This is a genomic window from Citrobacter sp. Cf118 (genome assembly GCF_030334095.1).
In the GTDB taxonomy this organism is placed as follows: Bacteria; Pseudomonadota; Gammaproteobacteria; order Enterobacterales; family Enterobacteriaceae; genus Citrobacter; species Citrobacter freundii.
The window spans coordinates 115,650-131,409 of sequence record NZ_JAOWES010000056.1; the positions used below are offsets into that span (position 1 = coordinate 115,650).

A 15,760-nucleotide genomic window follows, 5' to 3' on the forward strand; every position below is an offset into this window, starting at 1 on the left:
GTCGTATGTTTGCCGATATGAAAAGCATGGTGACGAAAGCCTGGCGCGAGCAGTACGCGCTGCTGGCCATCAACTGCATGAACCTGGAAAGCGCCCGCGCGGCGGTTCGGGTGGCAGAGAAACATCGTGCGCCCATCATTCTGAATCTGTATCAGGGGCATCTGGAGCATTTTCCGGCCCCGATAGCGGCTGCGGTCGTCAAAACGCTGGCAGAGGAAGCCTCAGTACCGGTCGCGCTGGCGCTGGATCATGGAAAGGATCCTGTACGCATTCGTCAGGCTTTTCGCGCCGGATTCAGCGGGTTAATGATCGATGCCTCCGCCTTTGCGCTGGAGGAGAACATTCGCCAGACCCGGGCAGTGGTCGAGCTCGCAGCCAGCGTTTCTCTGTGCGTGGAAGGCGAGCTGGGCCATCTGGCCGATGCTCCGCGCTATGACCATGCCGCTAACGCTGATTTGATGACTCAGGCCGCCGACGTGGAACCCTTTATCCAACAGACCGGGATCGATTTGCTGGCGGTGTCGGTGGGTACGGCACACGGCATGTACGCGCCGGGTATCACACCTGCTATTGATTTCCTGCGGCTGGAGGAAATAGCCCGTTTATCAACGGTACCTTTGGCGCTGCATGGCGGCAGCGGGACGCCGTTTGATCAGCTACAGCGTTGCCCGACGTTTGGTGTCGCCAAGATAAACGTTGGTGCGGCGGTTTTCGAAGCCGGAAAGGTTGCGCTACTGCATACCCTGTGTCGTGACACATCCGGTGAGCTCGTTGATGCCCTGGCCCTGATGGAGCAGGCCTGCGAGGAAGCCATTATTCCGTACCTGCAGGCCAGCGGCGCTATCGGCAAAGCCTGATTCATTTTCTGTAACGCCTTCTATGCCTCTGCGATGACGCACTGGCAGGGCTTTCTACACCCTGAAACTGGAGAATTAACATGTTAGTTTCGATGAAAGAATTACTGCAACCTACTCGTCAGCACGGTTTTGCTATCGGCGCATTCAACGTGGCGGACAGCTGCTTTGTACGTGCAGTTGTGGAAGAAGCGGAAGCGACCAACACCCCGGCGATTATCTCCATTCACCCCAGCGAACATGATTTTGTCGGCGATGCGTTTTTTAGCTACGTCCGTGATATCACGATGCGTAGCTCAGTGCCGTTTACTCTGCATCTGGACCACGGTGCTTCGGTTGAGCATGTTCTGCGGGCGATTCAGTGTGGGTTTACCTCGGTGATGATTGATGGCTCGCTGCTGCCGTATGAAGAGAACGTGGCGCTGACCCGCGAAGTGGTCAAGCTGGCGCATGCGGTAGGTGTTTCCGTGGAAGGGGAGTTGGGTACGATTGGTCAGACCGGGACGTCAGTGGAAGGCGGCGTGTCGAAGGTTACTTATACCGATCCTGCTCAGGCAGAGGATTTTATCGCCCGAACCGGTGCAGACACGCTGGCGGTGGCGATTGGAACCGCGCACGGGATCTACCCGAAAGGGATGCAGCCAGAGCTGCAAATGAACATCCTGCGCGACATTGCCGGGCGTGTGGATATTCCGCTGGTGCTGCACGGTGGTTCCGCGAACCCGGATGCGGAAATTGCCGAATCCGTGACGCTGGGTGTTGGCAAAATCAACATTTCCAGCGATATGAAATACGCCTACTTCCAGAAAGTCCGCGAAATCCTGGCGAAAGAAACCTGGTGGGACCCGAACGTAATCTACCCAGAAGCCATTAGCGCCGCGCGGGACGTGATCCGCCACAAAATGAAATTGTTCGGTTCAACCGGCAAAGCATCACTTTACTAACGGCATGCAGGCGGGGTGACCCGCCTCTTTCGCAACAAGGAAAAGTGGAATGAAGCGTTCACATATTAATTATGCCGTCGATAAAGCGCATGCCATTGCCGAGACTTTTCGGGTCTGTCTGCCTGATTTTGCATATTTTACGATCGATGCCTGGCGACAACAGGATCAATCTCTGTGGCGTGAAGTGTGCGATCTCCAGCTGGGCTGGGATATTACCGACTTTGGGCGTGGAGATTTTGCGCAAACGGGACTGACGTTACTGACGTTGCGCAATGGTCTGCCAGGCTCAGCTAATTACCCCAAACCGTATGCTGAAAAGATGCTGCAAATTCAGCAGGATCAGCAAACGCCATGGCATTTTCATCGCCATAAAATGGAAGATATCGTGAATCGCGGCGGCGGTGACTTATGTATGCAGCTGGCATGGGCCGCGCCTGATGACGGGTATGACGCACGGCGTATTGTTGAAGTTAGCGTCGATGGTCAGCGGCGTACCGTTGACGCTGGCGAGACGCTGGTATTGAAACCGGGACAGGGGGTGTGCCTGCCGCCGCGCTTGTATCATCGCTTTTGGGCGGAGAAGGCGTTCGTGCTGGGCTGGGAAATCTCGATGGTCAATGACGACCAGCATGACAACCACTTTCTGGAGCCTGGCGGTCGCTTCCCGGCGATTGAAGAGGATGAGCCGGTGAAGTGGCTGTTGTGCAGTGAATATATTCGTTTATGAGCGTGAGTAAGCCCGGTAAGCGAAGCGCCACCGGGCAATAAATTATTGCGCAGGTGGTGGTGCTGTGACTTCACTCCCTGAAACCACACCCGCCTGCATAGTCTGCGTGACCTGCTGTTTCTCCACGTTCACCGCATGCAGTTGCCCGCTGACCGTTGGCTTGAGCGGCGCATCGGCCTGAATATTGCCGCTGGCGGTAAGCTGAATATTACCATCACCGGAAAGCGGCAGTGCGGGCCAGCCCCACTGCTGCAGGATCGTCATTGGCACGCCGCGTCCGTTCAGGCTGATCTGAGCCTGGCGCTGAGGCAACTGCGAAATGCTGGCGGTGGCCTCCAGCAGCCCTTTTTCCGTATAGGCGCTCAGTTCACTGATATTGATGGTGCTGTTGTTCGCCGTCAGCGCCAGCGAAGGACGACGTACATCCGTGCGGTTAAAGGTAGCGGCAGCGGCGTTGAGGGTGGCGCTCCCGCTCCAGATCCCCCACTGATTGTTCTGTACCAGCCCGAGGTTAGCGCCGTAACCGTCAAGCGCGGTGAGCTGCCACGGGAAACTCGGGTCGATATCAATTACCAGATTGCGGCTGGCGCTGAATTTCTTCAGCGTCAGGCTGTTTAGCCATGTTGGCAGAGGTTTCATCCACTGCTGCTTCCAGTTTTCCGGCAGCGTGTATTCCAGACCGGCAATAGCGGCATCATCGAGGACCAGCGCTTTGTTGCTGCGTAGCCAGTTTCCGGATGTTCTGACCATACCGCCTTCCCAGCGGGTGGTGAACTGGCGCAGCGCAATACCCTGTGGTGAGAACTCGGCGTTCAGAATCGGATCGAAGAAGTGCAGAGAGCCGTAGATAAACTCGCTGGCGTTCATCGACAATTTTCCTTCCTGAGTTTGCCAGTCGTCCTTGCTGAAGGTCATGTTGCGCAAGCTCAGATCGAGATCCGTCACCGCCCAGTCAGGGCCTTGCAGACGGGCATCCGTTACTTCCAGACGACCAATTTGCAGGGAAGGAATGGTGCTTAACGGGGCAAAAAAGTCGGCCAGCGATTTGTCGCTTTGCAGCCGGATATCGTTCAGGCGCAGATTCTCCACTAACCAGCTCCCGTCGGCATTGCGTTGCGCTACGCCGGTTAATGCTCCACGCGCCACGTCTGCGCCAATATTGCTAAGCGTCACCCGGTCATGGTCAATGCTGCCTTCAATCAAGACGTTGGTGGTCGGGACATCGTTGAGCGTCAACGAACTGGCGCTGAGCTGAATTTGCGCTTTGCTGCCGAGAATTTTACCTGCTTCAGGGCTCCAGGGAATGACGCCGCCGTTAACGCGCTGGGCGCTGAGGTTCCACTCGCTACCGGGGCTGTTAAGCGCCATATCCTGCAATTGCAGGCGATCGGCCTGAAACGGTAACGGCGCGGTTTGCTGGGAAAGATTCAGCGTGCCGTTTTGCAACAAAATGGTGTCTACGTGCAGCGGGTCGGTGATTTGGCGGCTACTGAGTCCAATATCGACCGTTTTGGCGACCAGCGTGGCGGGCTGACCATCCCGGCCAAAGGTGACGTTTTCCAGCAGAATATGGGAAGGGGAAGAAAACCGGTGATCGATGGCATCAAAGGCCAGATGGTAGCTGCTGTTCTGTGAAACCCAGGCACTGACGTGCTCTGCGCCCCAGCGGGTTTGCAGTAGAAAATAAAGGCCGAGGATCGCCACTGCAAGGGCGATCAGCACGTAAAGAAGCAGCTTTCCAATAAATTTCATGGTCTTCCATCCCGCGAAGTGCACATAGTCAAGTTATGCACGATTTAGACGCAATGCTCAAGGCGGGAATGGTGAAAGAGCGTTACAGCGGCGTTGATTCAGAATCAACGCCGTAGTTTGCTTATTGCTTTTCTGGTGGGAACACCAGGTTCAGAACGATAGCGGTAATACCGCCTGCGGCAATGCCGGAAGAGAGCAGGTTTTTCACCCAGTCCGGGGCGAACTGCAGGATCAACGGCTGCTGGGAGACGCCCAGGCCGACGGCCAGCGACAGCGCGATAATCAGAATCGCGCGGCGGTTCAGTGGCTCGCGGGACACAATACGCACGCCGGATGCGGCGATAGTACCGAACATTACCAGCGTTGCCCCGCCCAGTACTGGCTCAGGAATATGCTGTACAAAACCGCTAACCGCCGGGAACAGGCCCAGCGCGATCAACATCAACGCCACCACAAAACCGACGTAGCGGCTGGCAACGCCCGTTAACTGAATAACCCCGTTGTTCTGCCCAAAACAGGAGTTCGGGAAGGTGTTGAACACAGCGGAAACAAACGAGTTCAGGCCGTTCGCCAGCACGCCGCCTTTCAGGCGTTTCATATACAGCGGACCAGAAACCGGCTGCTCGGAGACATCAGAGGTGGCCGTAATATCGCCGATGGTTTCCAGCGAGGTGATCATAAAGACCAGCATCAGCGGCAGCAGTAAACTCCAGTCGATACCCAGGCCATAATACAGCGGCGTTGGCACCATTAGCAGGTCCTGGCTTACCGGTGCGGTATTTTGCGGCAGCATGTCCATAAACCAGGCCAGCAGATAGCCTGCCGCCATCGCAATCACCAATGACGCAACACGCAGGTAAGGGTTGCGTTGACGGTTAAGCAGGATGATTAGCGCCAGTACCACGCCTGCCAACAGTAAATTCTTCGGTGCACCAAAGGTGTTGTCGCTCATTGCGGCATAGCCACCACCAATTGATGTCAGACCCACCTGAATCAGCGACAGGCCGATAATCATCACCACCACGCCTGAGACCAATGGGGTAATGATCCGCCGCGCCAAATGCAGTACGCGTGAGATAACCATCTCGGTGCAGCTTGCCAGCATCAACGTACCGAACAGCGCCGCCATCATGGTTGGGACATCTGCGCCACCGGTTTTTAGCGCCGTACCGCCCATAATCAGTGGCGCAACAAAGTTAAAGCTGGTGCCCTGAATGGATAGCAGCCCTGAGCCTACCGGCCCCCAGGCTTTGATCTGAATGATAGAAGCTACGCCGGAGGCGAACAGCGACATACTGATAATGTGTTGAGTATCCTGAGCCGGTAAACCAAGCGCCTGGCAAATTAACAGAGCGGGAGTAATTACCGCGACGAACATGGCCAGCAGATGCTGACAGGCGGCAAACAAGGTCTGGGCTAACGGGGGGCGATCTTCAAGACGGTAAATCAGTTCACTGTTGTGAGTCTGCGCAACCGGTTGCGCATTTGTTGACTCTACGGCGTTAACGGACATCAGAGGCAATCCCATGGTGGAAAAGCGGTGATTTTATCTGACCAGGGCAGAAAAGCAAACGTTTGCTAGCAGGTATTCTTAATATTTAAAACGGATAAACAAACATTTTTATATAACTTTTCATCATTTTCTGCTTAAAATCCACCCCGAAAACTCAATAAGAGCTAAAAATCGGTCTGGAATGCATCGTGCGTGATTGTGCTAAACGCACTAATGGAGCTGTAAATGTTTTATCTCGATACGTTATCAACGCTGGTTGCGGCAACCCTTGTGTTGCTGCTGGGACGTAAGCTCGTCCAGTCTGTTTCCTTCCTGAAAAAATACACCATTCCCGAACCCGTAGCGGGCGGCCTGCTGGTGGCGATTGCGCTGCTGGTGCTGAAAAAAAGCATGGGCTGGGAAGTGAACTTCGACATGACACTGCGCGATCCGCTGATGCTGGCATTCTTCGCCACCATCGGCCTGAACGCCAATATCGCAAGTTTGCGTGCTGGCGGCCGCGTGGTGGGTATTTTTCTGATTGTGGTTGTTGGCCTGTTGCTGATGCAAAACGCCATCGGTATTGGTATGGCGACCCTGCTGGGTCTGGACCCGCTGATGGGTCTGATCGCTGGCTCGATCACCCTCTCTGGTGGACACGGAACCGGGGCCGCATGGAGCAAGCTGTTTATTGAACGTTATGGCTTCACCAATGCGACTGAAGTGGCGATGGCTTGCGCAACGTTTGGTCTGGTATTGGGTGGGCTGATTGGCGGCCCGGTGGCACGCTATCTGGTCAAACACTCCACCACGCCAGACGGTATGCCGGACGATCAGGCTGTGCCGACCGCATTTGAAAAGCCGGACGTTGGGCGCATGATCACCTCACTGGTGCTGATTGAAACCATCGCGCTGATCGCTATCTGTCTGACGGTGGGTAAAATCGTTGCGCAAATGCTGGTTGGAACGGTACTGGAACTGCCGACCTTCGTTTGCGTGCTGTTTGTTGGGGTGATCCTCAGCAATGGTCTGGCGCTACTGGGCTTTTACCGGGTGTTCGAACGTGCGGTTTCTGTGCTGGGTAACGTTAGTCTGTCACTGTTCCTGGCGATGGCGCTGATGAGCCTGAAGCTATGGGAACTGGCTTCTCTGGCCTTGCCGATGCTGGCAATCCTGGTTGTGCAGACCATTTTCATGGCGCTGTATGCGATATTCGTTACCTGGCGCATGATGGGTAAGAACTACGATGCCGCTGTGTTGGCTGCCGGACACTGCGGTTTTGGCCTCGGCGCGACGCCGACGGCGATTGCCAACATGCAGGCGATTACCGAGCGCTTTGGGCCATCCCATATGGCGTTTCTGGTGGTGCCGATGGTGGGGGCATTCTTTATCGATATCGTCAACGCGCTGGTGATTAAGCTGTATCTGCTGTTACCGATTTTTGCGCAATAACGGCTGTGCGGCGGGGTAACATCCGCCGCCGCTATGAATCGACTATGCGTTGGAGTAGCGTTCGGTTTCCGGCATCCAGCGCTCTATTAGCGCCACGGCCTGTTGCGGATAGCGTTCGTGAATATGGCGAGCAATGCGCTGAACTTCCGGGATAATCGCCTGATCACGCAGTAAATCTGCGACCTTGAACTCTGCCGTTCCGGTCTGGCGAGTACCTAACAGCTCGCCGGGGCCGCGAATCTCTAAATCTTTTTGCGCAATCACGAACCCGTCGTTGCTGTCTCGCAGAACCTGCAAGCGTTTCTGCGCGGTTTTAGACAGCGGTGATTTGTACAGCAGGACGCAGTGGGAGGCCACCGCGCCACGACCTACGCGGCCACGCAGCTGATGCAGCTGGGCTAGGCCCAGGCGCTCCGGGTTTTCAATAATCATCAGGCTGGCGTTTGGCACGTCCACGCCCACTTCAATCACCGTGGTGGCAACCAACAGATGCAGTTCACCCTGCTTAAAGGCCGCCATTACTGACTGCTTCTCGGCGGGCTTCATACGGCCGTGTACCAGGCCAATATTGAGTTCTGGCAGCGCAATCTTAAGCTCTTCCCACGTTGCTTCTGCTGCCTGAGCTTCTAACAGATCAGACTCTTCAATCAGCGTACAAACCCAGTATGCCTGGCGCGCTTCGTGGGTACAGGCGTTGCGCACGCGATCAATGATGTCGCTGCGGCGGGTATCCGGAATGGCGACCGTGGTGACCGGCGTACGTCCCGGTGGGAGTTCATCAATTACTGAGGTGTCGAGATCAGCATAGGCGGTCATCGCCAGCGTGCGCGGGATTGGCGTGGCAGTCATGATGAGCTGGTGCGGGTGGAAACCCTGCTGCTGACCTTTTTCCCACAGCGCCAGACGCTGATGCACCCCGAAGCGGTGCTGTTCGTCGATGATAACCAGTGCCAGACCGTTGAACTGAACCTGTTCCTGGAAAATTGCATGGGTACCGACAATCATCTGCACCTGACCGCTGGCGATGGCTTCCTGTTGCGCCAGACGCGCTTTGCCTTTCTGCTTGCCCGCCAGCCAGCCCACTTCAACGCCCAGCGGTGCGAACCAGCTGCGGAAGTTATTCGCATGTTGTTCAGCCAATAATTCGGTGGGGGCCATCAGCGCAACCTGCTTCCCATGTGCGATAGCGCGCAGGGCGGCTAACGCCGCAACCAGCGTTTTACCGGAGCCGACATCACCCTGTACCAGGCGCATCATTGGGACATCCAGTGCCATATCACGTTCGATCTCCGCGGTAACGCGAGCCTGTGCGCCAGTCGGTTTAAATGGTAGCGCCGCCAACAGCTTATCTTTCAGCGCATTGTTTGCGCTCAGCGGCTGGGCATGAAAACGCTGCGCCCCGGCGCGTAATGCCAGCATGCTGAGATTATGCGCCAGCAGTTCTTCGAGAATCAGACGTCGCTGCGCCGGATGTTGTCCTGTTTCCAGATCGCTGAGTTGCAGCGACGGTGGAGGGCGGTGCAACGTGCGCAGTGCTTCGGGCAGGCTCATCATGCCCTGTAACAGCTCTGGCGGTAGCAGTTCGGCAATGGCGCAAGTATCGAGCAGATCCAGTGCCTGATCGGTCAGCTTGCGCAGCGTGGCCTGCTTCACGCCTTCGGTAGTCGGATAAACAGGGGTCAGCGTTTCCTGTAATTCCGGCGTGCTGAGATCGCCCTGCACACGGTATTCCGGGTGGATCATCTCTGCGCCGTATTTCCCGCGTTTGGCTTCACCGTAGGCCAGCACCCGGCGACCGGTGGCTAGGCTGTTTTTCATTGCTGCGCTGAAGTTGAAAAAGCGCATGGTGAGAATGCCGGAGCCATCGCTGATCTGACAGGTCATCATCCGGCGACCGCCGAAGGTGATATTGCAGTTCAGCACTTCGCCTTCAACGGTGGCATAGACGCCCGGCAGTAGTTCGCCAATTGGGTACAGATGGGTACGGTCTTCGTAACGCAGGGGGAGGTGTAGCAGGAGGTCCTGTACGGTGTGCAGGCCAATTTTCGCCAGTTTACTGCTTTGCGCTGCGCCAACGCCGGTCAGAGAGTTGAGTGGGATGGCATCCAGTAAACGGCCTTTCATCGCGTTTATCTCGCAGATTGCATAGTGGCCCACCACGTTGCATCGGCTTCAATTTCGCCCTGCGTGTTTACGTGAGGGTAGGGAAGACCTTTGCGCTTAGCGACATTCGCCAGCACCGGATAACCGCCTTCAAACAGTAAGCGCTGCTGCTCGTCTTGTGGCAGCATGCTGTTTTCTCGTCGGTACATCCCAGCGTTTTGCCGCTGGCGTTGTGCTTCGTACAGAATCAGCGCGGAGGCGACCGAAACGTTCAACGACTGCACCATGCCAGTCATGGGAATGATGATGTCCTGATCAGCCAGATCCAACGCTTCCTGAGTGATGCCGGTTTTCTCCTGGCCCATCAGGATGCAGGTGGGGCGCGTGTAATCAATATCGCGAAAATCCACGGCTTTATCTGACAGATGAGTTGCCAGAACCTGCATGCCGCGGTTTTTTAAATGTGTGACCGCATCGCCAATAGTAAGGTGAGTTTTCACCTGCACCCAACTGTTGCTGCCTGCGGCAGAAGAGGCCATGGTGCGCATACGACTACCCGGCCAGACGGCGTGGACTTCATGCACGCCGACCGCATCTGCAGTACGAATGATAGCGGAAACGTTATGAGGTTTGTGAACCTGCTCCATGCAGACGGTCAGATCGGGCTGACGACGTGCGAGCATCTCGCGGATACGTGCATAGCGCTGTTCATTCATAAGACTAGTTTCGGTTACGGGTGACTTTTATCACGTCCGGCATGACGCGGATTTTGCGCATGATATTCGCCAGGTGCACGCGATCGCGAGCGGTCAAGCGAATAAAGGCGCTATAGACGCGACCATCTTTCTCTTCCGTATTCAGGCTTTGAATATTGGAGGTGGTCGTGTTGATTGCCGCCGTCAGGTTCGCCAAAGCACCCTGGTGGTTAAACATATCCACCTTAATCTCAGTGATGAATTCCTGCTCTGTTTCTTTATCCCATTCCACCGCCATAAATTTCTCTGGTTCTTTCTGGTAGCCACGAATATTACGGCAGGACTCATGGTGAATCACCAGACCTTTACCCGGACTGACGTGGGCAATGATGGGATCGCCTGGAATTGGACGGCAGCATTTCGCGAAGGTGATCAGCACGCCGTCTGCACCTTTGATCGGCAGATGACCATGGCCAGATTGTGCCGGTACGTTCGCTGTTGCTTCGCCCTGCTGGAGGTTTTTCGCTACCACCACGCTCATGGCATTACCCAGACCGATTTCTGCGAGCAGATCGTCAAGAGTGGCGAGCTTCATGCGCTCAAGCTCACGCTGGATGCTCTCTGGCGGGATCTCAGCCAGTTTACGGCTACCGCCCAGGGCATGGTTGAGCAGTCGACGGCCCAGACTGACGGAATCATCGCGCTTGAGGTTTTTCAGCAGTTGGCGAATCTTGGCGCGCGCTTTCGAACTGACGACGAAGTTGAGCCACGCGGCATTCGGGCGCGCACCCGGGGCGGTAATAATCTCAACTGTCTGACCGCTAAAGAGCGGTTGTGAAAGCGGGTAAGGCTGTCTGTCGACGCGCGCGCCGACGCAAGCGTGACCGATATCGGTATGCACGGCGTAGGCGAAGTCGACAGGCGTTGCACCGGCGGGCAGTTCGACAATGCGCCCTTCCGGTGTGAAAACATAAATCTCATCCGGGAAGAGATCAGATTTAACGCTTTCAATAAATTCAAACGAGCTACCGGCGCTCTGCTGCAGTTCCAGCAGGCTTTGCATCCAGCGCTGAGCGCGGATTTGCGCAGTGGTGCTGCTTTCGCCGCCGTGCTCTTTGTAAGCCCAGTGCGCTGCGACACCCATCTCTGCCATCTGGTCCATGTCTTCAGTACGAATCTGTACTTCAACCGGGACGCCATGAGGGCCGATCATTGAGGTGTGCAAAGACTGATATCCGTTCGCTTTTGGGATGGCAATATAGTCTTTCACGCGGCCAGGACGTGGTTTGTACAGGCTGTGCATCTGGCCGAGTACGCGATAGCAGGTATCGGAATCATGAACGATGACGCGAAATGCGTAGATATCCATGATGGAGTGAAAACGCTGCTCTTTGAGCACCATTTTGCAGTAAATAGAGTACAGGTGCTTCTCACGCCCGCTTACGCGACACGGAATACCTGCCTCCTGCAAACGCCCTTCGATTTCTGAGAGGATTTTTTGGATCATCTCTTTGCGGTTGCCGCGGGCGGCTTTAACCACTTCTTTAATCACGCGATAGCGGTTTGGGTACAGCGCTTCAAAACCCAGCTCTTCCAGCTCGGTTTTAATGTGATGAATACCTAAACGGTGTGCCAGCGGACTATAGATTTCGAGGGTTTCACGGGCGATGCGGCGACGCTTGTCCGGGCGTAATGAGCCCAGCGTGCGCATATTGTGGGTACGGTCGGCAAGTTTGATGAGAATGACGCGGATATCCTGCACCATCGCCATAATCATCTTGCGAAAGTTTTCGGCTTGCGCCTCTTTCTTATCGCGAAACTTAAGCTTATCAAGCTTCGATACCCCTTCTACCAGCTCTGCAACGCTTTTACCAAAAAGCTGTTCCATGTCCTGATAGGTGGCTGGGGTATCTTCAATCACGTCATGCAGCAGTGCAGCCATCAGCGTTTCGTAGTCGAGTTTCATCTCGGCCAGAATACAGGCTACCGCTACCGGGTGCGTGATATAGGGTTCACCGCTTGAACGTGTCTGGCCCTCGTGAGCGTCACGTGCAACGAGATACGCCTGCCGAAGACGCCTAATCTGGTCTTCCGGCAGGTAGTTTTGAATCAGTTGATTCAGGCTTTCAAACAGATACAAGGGCGACCCGCTTTGTGATTAACGACGACCTTCAGCAATAGCGGTAACGGCTTGTAATTCAGCGGCTTCCTGCTCTTGCTGTTCCTGGCGCTCACGCACGTCGAGGATCTGGTTGTTGATCAGACCTTCTTCGATTTCGCGCAGCGCGATAACGGTAGTTTTATCGTTTTCTTCCGGTACGAGCGGATCCTTTCCGCCTACCTGCATCTGACGAGCGCGACGCGCGGCGACCAGTACCAGGTCAAAACGGTTACCAATTTTCTCTACAGCGTCCTGAACAGTTACGCGTGCCATACTTAAAATGCTCCACAGGTGAAGAAATGACTGGGCATGATACTGAATGTGGGTTCAGTCTGCCAACAGTTTGCTGATTAAAGCGTCATGACGCTGCTTTTGGCGGCTCATGCGCAGACGTTCGGCGCGAATGATGGTTTTCAAATCGCCCAGGGCGGTATCGAAATCATCGTTCACAATAAGATAATCATATTCGGCGTAATGGCTCATTTCTGCAACAGCTTGCGCCATACGTTTTGCGATCACGTCTTCGCTATCCTGACCGCGGCCACGCAGACGGCGATCCAACTCAATCTTAGATGGCGGCAAAATAAAAATACTGCGCGCATGCGGCATTTTTTCACGAATTTGCTGCGCACCTTGCCAGTCGATATCTAAAAAGACGTCTACGCCGGATGCTAATACTTGCTCAATGGTTTCACGTGAGGTGCCGTAGTAATTACCGAAAACCTCCGCGTGTTCCAGGAACGCGTCTCTGCCAATCATGGTTCTGAATTCATCATGGTTCACAAAGAAATAGTGTTCACCGTGCACTTCCCCCGGGCGCGGTGCGCGCGTGGTGTGCGAAACAGAAACCTGGGTGTCATACAACGGTTGGGTCTTTAATAAAGCCTGAATCAGGCTGGATTTACCCGCGCCACTGGGGGCAGAAACAATATAAAGCGTGCCTTGAGCCATGAGTATCTTAATGTATGTGATTGTCGAAAGAGAGCCTACATACGGGCTTATTATACACGTAGCCGCTATGTGACGTAGCCCTTGTCACACTTTTTGCGCATGTTTATTGCGTTTTGCGTATCAGTTTCCTGTTTTATCGATGATTTGCAGCAATACGTGCAAATGTCAGGAACGGTGCTCGCAGGATGCTTTTTTGCCGCTCTGTTTCCCTATTATTTCGCGCTATACCTGCCAGGAAATGCAGTGCTCAGCGGAGGTAACATGGGATTATGGAAAGGCATAGGGCTGGTTTTGCTAATGGGGTATCTACCCGCATGGGCGGTATGCCCCGTCTGGTCGCCTGCCAGGGCAAACGAGGAAATTTCACGACTACAGCAGCAGATAACACAGTGGAATGACAGTTACTGGAAACAGGGTGAAAGTGCCGTAGATGACGGCGTTTATGACCAGCTCAATGCGCAACTAATTCAATGGCAGCGCTGTTTTGGCGATGAAGTTCCACCAGATCTGTCTGCGCCACCAATGGGTGGCACAGTATCACACCCCGTTCCCCACACGGGAGTTCGAAAACTTGCCGATAAGCAAGCGCTACAGCAATGGATGCACGCGCGCAGCGATCTCTGGGTGCAACCGAAGGTGGATGGCGTGGCAGTGACGTTAGTCTATCGCAATGGCAATCTGGTACGGGCGATTAGCCGTGGTAATGGCCTGAAAGGCGAAGACTGGACGCAAAAGGTTCTTCAGATCCCTTCCGTACCACATTCGACCAAGGGGAATCTCGCTAACAGTACGTTGCAGGGTGAGATTTTTTTGCAGCAAGAGGGGCATATTCAGAAGCAGAGAGGGGGAATGAACGCCCGCTCGAAGGTTGCTGGATTAATGATGCGCCAGAGCAATCCGGAATTATTAGGCTCGCTGGCTATTTTTATCTGGGCCTGGCCCGATGGTCCTGCGGTCATGTCGGAAAGGCTGGAGAAGCTCACTGCTGCCGGGTTCAGTTTCACGCAACATTTTACCAAGGCCGTGAAGAGTGCGGATGACGTAGAGCAAGTGCGAGCAAAGTGGTGGACTTCAGCATTACCTTTTGTCACTGATGGCGTGGTCGTGCGAACAGGAAAAGAGCCGCAGGCGCGATACTGGCTACCCGGACAGGGAGACTGGCTGGCTGCGTGGAAATATCCTCCCGTGGCCAGGGTATCTGAGGTAACCGGTATTCAGTTCTCCGTTGGTAAAAGCGGGAAAATTGCGGTGGTAGCATTGCTGACTCCCGTCATGCTGGATGATAAACGCGTACAGCGCGTCAATATTGGCTCCGTTCGACGCTGGAATGAATGGGATATCGCGCCTGGCGATCAGATTCTGGTGAGCCTGGCCGGACAAGGGATCCCCCGTATAGATGAGGTGGTCTGGCGCAGTACCCAGCGTAGTAAGCCAGTGCCACCTGAGGGGCGCTTCAATTCATTAACCTGTTTTTATGCCACAGCGGAGTGCCAGGAACAGTTTGTTGCCAGACTGGTCTGGCTGGGGGCCAATGAGGTGCTGGGGCTGGAGGGCATCGGCGAGGCGGGATGGCGGGAGCTCCATCAGGTGTATCGCTTTGAGCATATCTTTTCCTGGCTCGGGCTAACTCAGGAACAACTACAGTCGACATTTGGTATAAGCAAAGGGGAGAAGTTATGGCATCAATTCAACCTGTCACGCGATCTTCCGTTCACGCGCTGGGTGATTGCCATGGGAATACCGTTAACACAGGCAACGCTGAATGCTAGCCGGGATGGTTCGTGGCAGCAATTGCAAGAACGCGATGAACAAAGCTGGCGGCAGCTTCCTTTCATGGGGGAGCAGCGGGCACGGCAGGTTATTCAGTGGCTGGAGGATCGAGAGGTCACAGCGCTGAGCAACTGGTTAGCTGCTCAGCGGATCGCGGGCTTTATGCCTTAATGGCCTTCATGGCGATAGTAAAATACCGGCAGACCTAACTTCAGGCGCAGCGCCAGTAGTCGGGCAGTAAAGCCGAAGAGCAGGGTAGAGATAACCACCACATCATGACTGGAGACATAATGCTGTAGCACGATGTATAGCACAGCAGCGGCAAATGATACGCCGGCATACAGCTCTTTCTGGAACACTAACGGGATGCGTTTGCAGAACATATCGCGTAATACGCCGCCGAAAACCCCGGTAGTGACCGCAGCGACCACGGCGATAATCGGTCCATGGCCCATATCCAGTGCCACCTGAGCCCCGATAATAGAAAAGACCACCAGGCCCAGCGCATCCAGTACGAGGAATATTTTGCGCAGATAGGGCATCACGGGAGCAATAATAGTGGTCAGTACCGCGGCAGTGGCTACGATAATGACGTATTCAGGGTGCTTTACCCAGCCGAGCGGATAATGGCCGAGAAGAATATCACGTACTGAACCACCGCCAATGGCTGTCGCGGTGGCAATGATAATGACGCCAAATGTATCCATACGACGACGCCCAGCCGCAAGTGCACCGGTCATGGCTTCGGCAGTAATACCAATTAAGTATAAAACGTGTAACAGCATGTATTCCCCCTGATTTGCTGGGGGCTAAGGTTAACGATTTGTGCGCACTGTCACGATTGAGATTTTCTAAGGTG

13 protein-coding genes are annotated in these 15,760 nt (G+C 54.8%); 5 read left to right on the forward strand and 8 right to left on the reverse strand.

Translation table 11 applies throughout. The features are described from left to right. Window positions 1-5 precede the first annotated feature (5 nt). The 3 genes from OGX67_RS02615 to OGX67_RS02625 all read left to right on the forward strand — a co-directional run bounded on the left by OGX67_RS02615 (window position 6) and on the right by OGX67_RS02625 (window position 2,525). On the forward strand, window positions 6-857 hold the full coding sequence (locus tag OGX67_RS02615) for a class II fructose-bisphosphate aldolase (RefSeq protein ID WP_257651360.1): 852 nt from the start codon (window positions 6-8) through the stop codon (window positions 855-857). 80 nt (window positions 858-937) lie between these two features. After that, complete coding sequence (locus tag OGX67_RS02620) at window positions 938-1,798, forward strand: ketose-bisphosphate aldolase (protein WP_257651359.1); 861 nt, start codon at window positions 938-940, stop codon at window positions 1,796-1,798. Window positions 1,799-1,847: 49 nt separating this feature from the next. Further along, window positions 1,848-2,525, forward strand: a complete 678-nt coding sequence (locus OGX67_RS02625) for a D-lyxose/D-mannose family sugar isomerase (RefSeq protein WP_257651358.1) — start codon at window positions 1,848-1,850, stop codon at window positions 2,523-2,525. Window positions 2,526-2,567: 42 nt separating this feature from the next. On the opposite strand, the gene OGX67_RS02630 is transcribed toward OGX67_RS02625, so the two are convergent. Further along, complete coding sequence (locus tag OGX67_RS02630; RefSeq protein WP_071696653.1) at window positions 2,568-4,277, reverse strand: AsmA family protein; 1,710 nt, start codon at window positions 4,275-4,277, stop codon at window positions 2,568-2,570. Window positions 4,278-4,398: 121 nt separating this feature from the next. Then, on the reverse strand, window positions 4,399-5,790 hold the full coding sequence (gene xanP / locus OGX67_RS02635; protein ID WP_003024026.1) for a xanthine/proton symporter XanP: 1,392 nt from the start codon (window positions 5,788-5,790) through the stop codon (window positions 4,399-4,401). 225 nt (window positions 5,791-6,015) lie between these two features. Here xanP and gltS point away from each other — a divergent pair, with 225 nt between their 5' ends. Next, complete coding sequence (gene gltS, locus OGX67_RS02640; protein ID WP_003024029.1) at window positions 6,016-7,221, forward strand: sodium/glutamate symporter; 1,206 nt, start codon at window positions 6,016-6,018, stop codon at window positions 7,219-7,221. 42 nt (window positions 7,222-7,263) lie between these two features. On the opposite strand, the gene recG is transcribed toward gltS, so the two are convergent. From recG to gmk, 5 genes are read right to left on the reverse strand one after another with little or no spacing between them, the layout of a single operon-like run. Continuing rightward, on the reverse strand, window positions 7,264-9,345 hold the full coding sequence (gene recG, locus OGX67_RS02645; RefSeq protein ID WP_003837591.1) for an ATP-dependent DNA helicase RecG: 2,082 nt from the start codon (window positions 9,343-9,345) through the stop codon (window positions 7,264-7,266). Between the two features lie 5 nt (window positions 9,346-9,350). Beyond that, window positions 9,351-10,040 (reverse strand): tRNA (guanosine(18)-2'-O)-methyltransferase TrmH, encoded by a 690-nt coding sequence (trmH, locus tag OGX67_RS02650; RefSeq protein ID WP_032950540.1) that lies wholly within the window; start codon window positions 10,038-10,040, stop codon window positions 9,351-9,353. 4 nt (window positions 10,041-10,044) lie between these two features. Then, complete coding sequence (gene spoT, locus OGX67_RS02655) at window positions 10,045-12,159, reverse strand: bifunctional GTP diphosphokinase/guanosine-3',5'-bis pyrophosphate 3'-pyrophosphohydrolase (RefSeq protein ID WP_257651357.1); 2,115 nt, start codon at window positions 12,157-12,159, stop codon at window positions 10,045-10,047. Between the two features lie 18 nt (window positions 12,160-12,177). After that, entirely contained in the window at window positions 12,178-12,453 is a 276-nt protein-coding gene (gene rpoZ / locus OGX67_RS02660; protein WP_000135058.1) for a DNA-directed RNA polymerase subunit omega, read from the reverse strand. A gap of 54 nt (window positions 12,454-12,507) precedes the next feature. Beyond that, the gene (gene gmk, locus OGX67_RS02665) at window positions 12,508-13,131 is read right to left on the reverse strand and encodes a guanylate kinase (protein WP_003024042.1); all 624 of its coding nucleotides are present in this window, start codon (window positions 13,129-13,131) and stop codon (window positions 12,508-12,510) included. 261 nt (window positions 13,132-13,392) lie between these two features. Here gmk and ligB point away from each other — a divergent pair, with 261 nt between their 5' ends. After that, window positions 13,393-15,072 (forward strand): NAD-dependent DNA ligase LigB, encoded by a 1,680-nt coding sequence (gene ligB, locus OGX67_RS02670; protein ID WP_257651356.1) that lies wholly within the window; start codon window positions 13,393-13,395, stop codon window positions 15,070-15,072. Here the strand turns inward: ligB and OGX67_RS02675 are convergent. Continuing rightward, a complete protein-coding gene (locus OGX67_RS02675; RefSeq protein WP_003024049.1) occupies window positions 15,069-15,686 on the reverse strand; it encodes a trimeric intracellular cation channel family protein in 618 nt (205 codons plus the stop codon). The two genes, ligB and OGX67_RS02675, sit on opposite strands and share 4 nt — an antisense overlap. Between the last annotated feature and the right edge of the window lie 74 nt (window positions 15,687-15,760).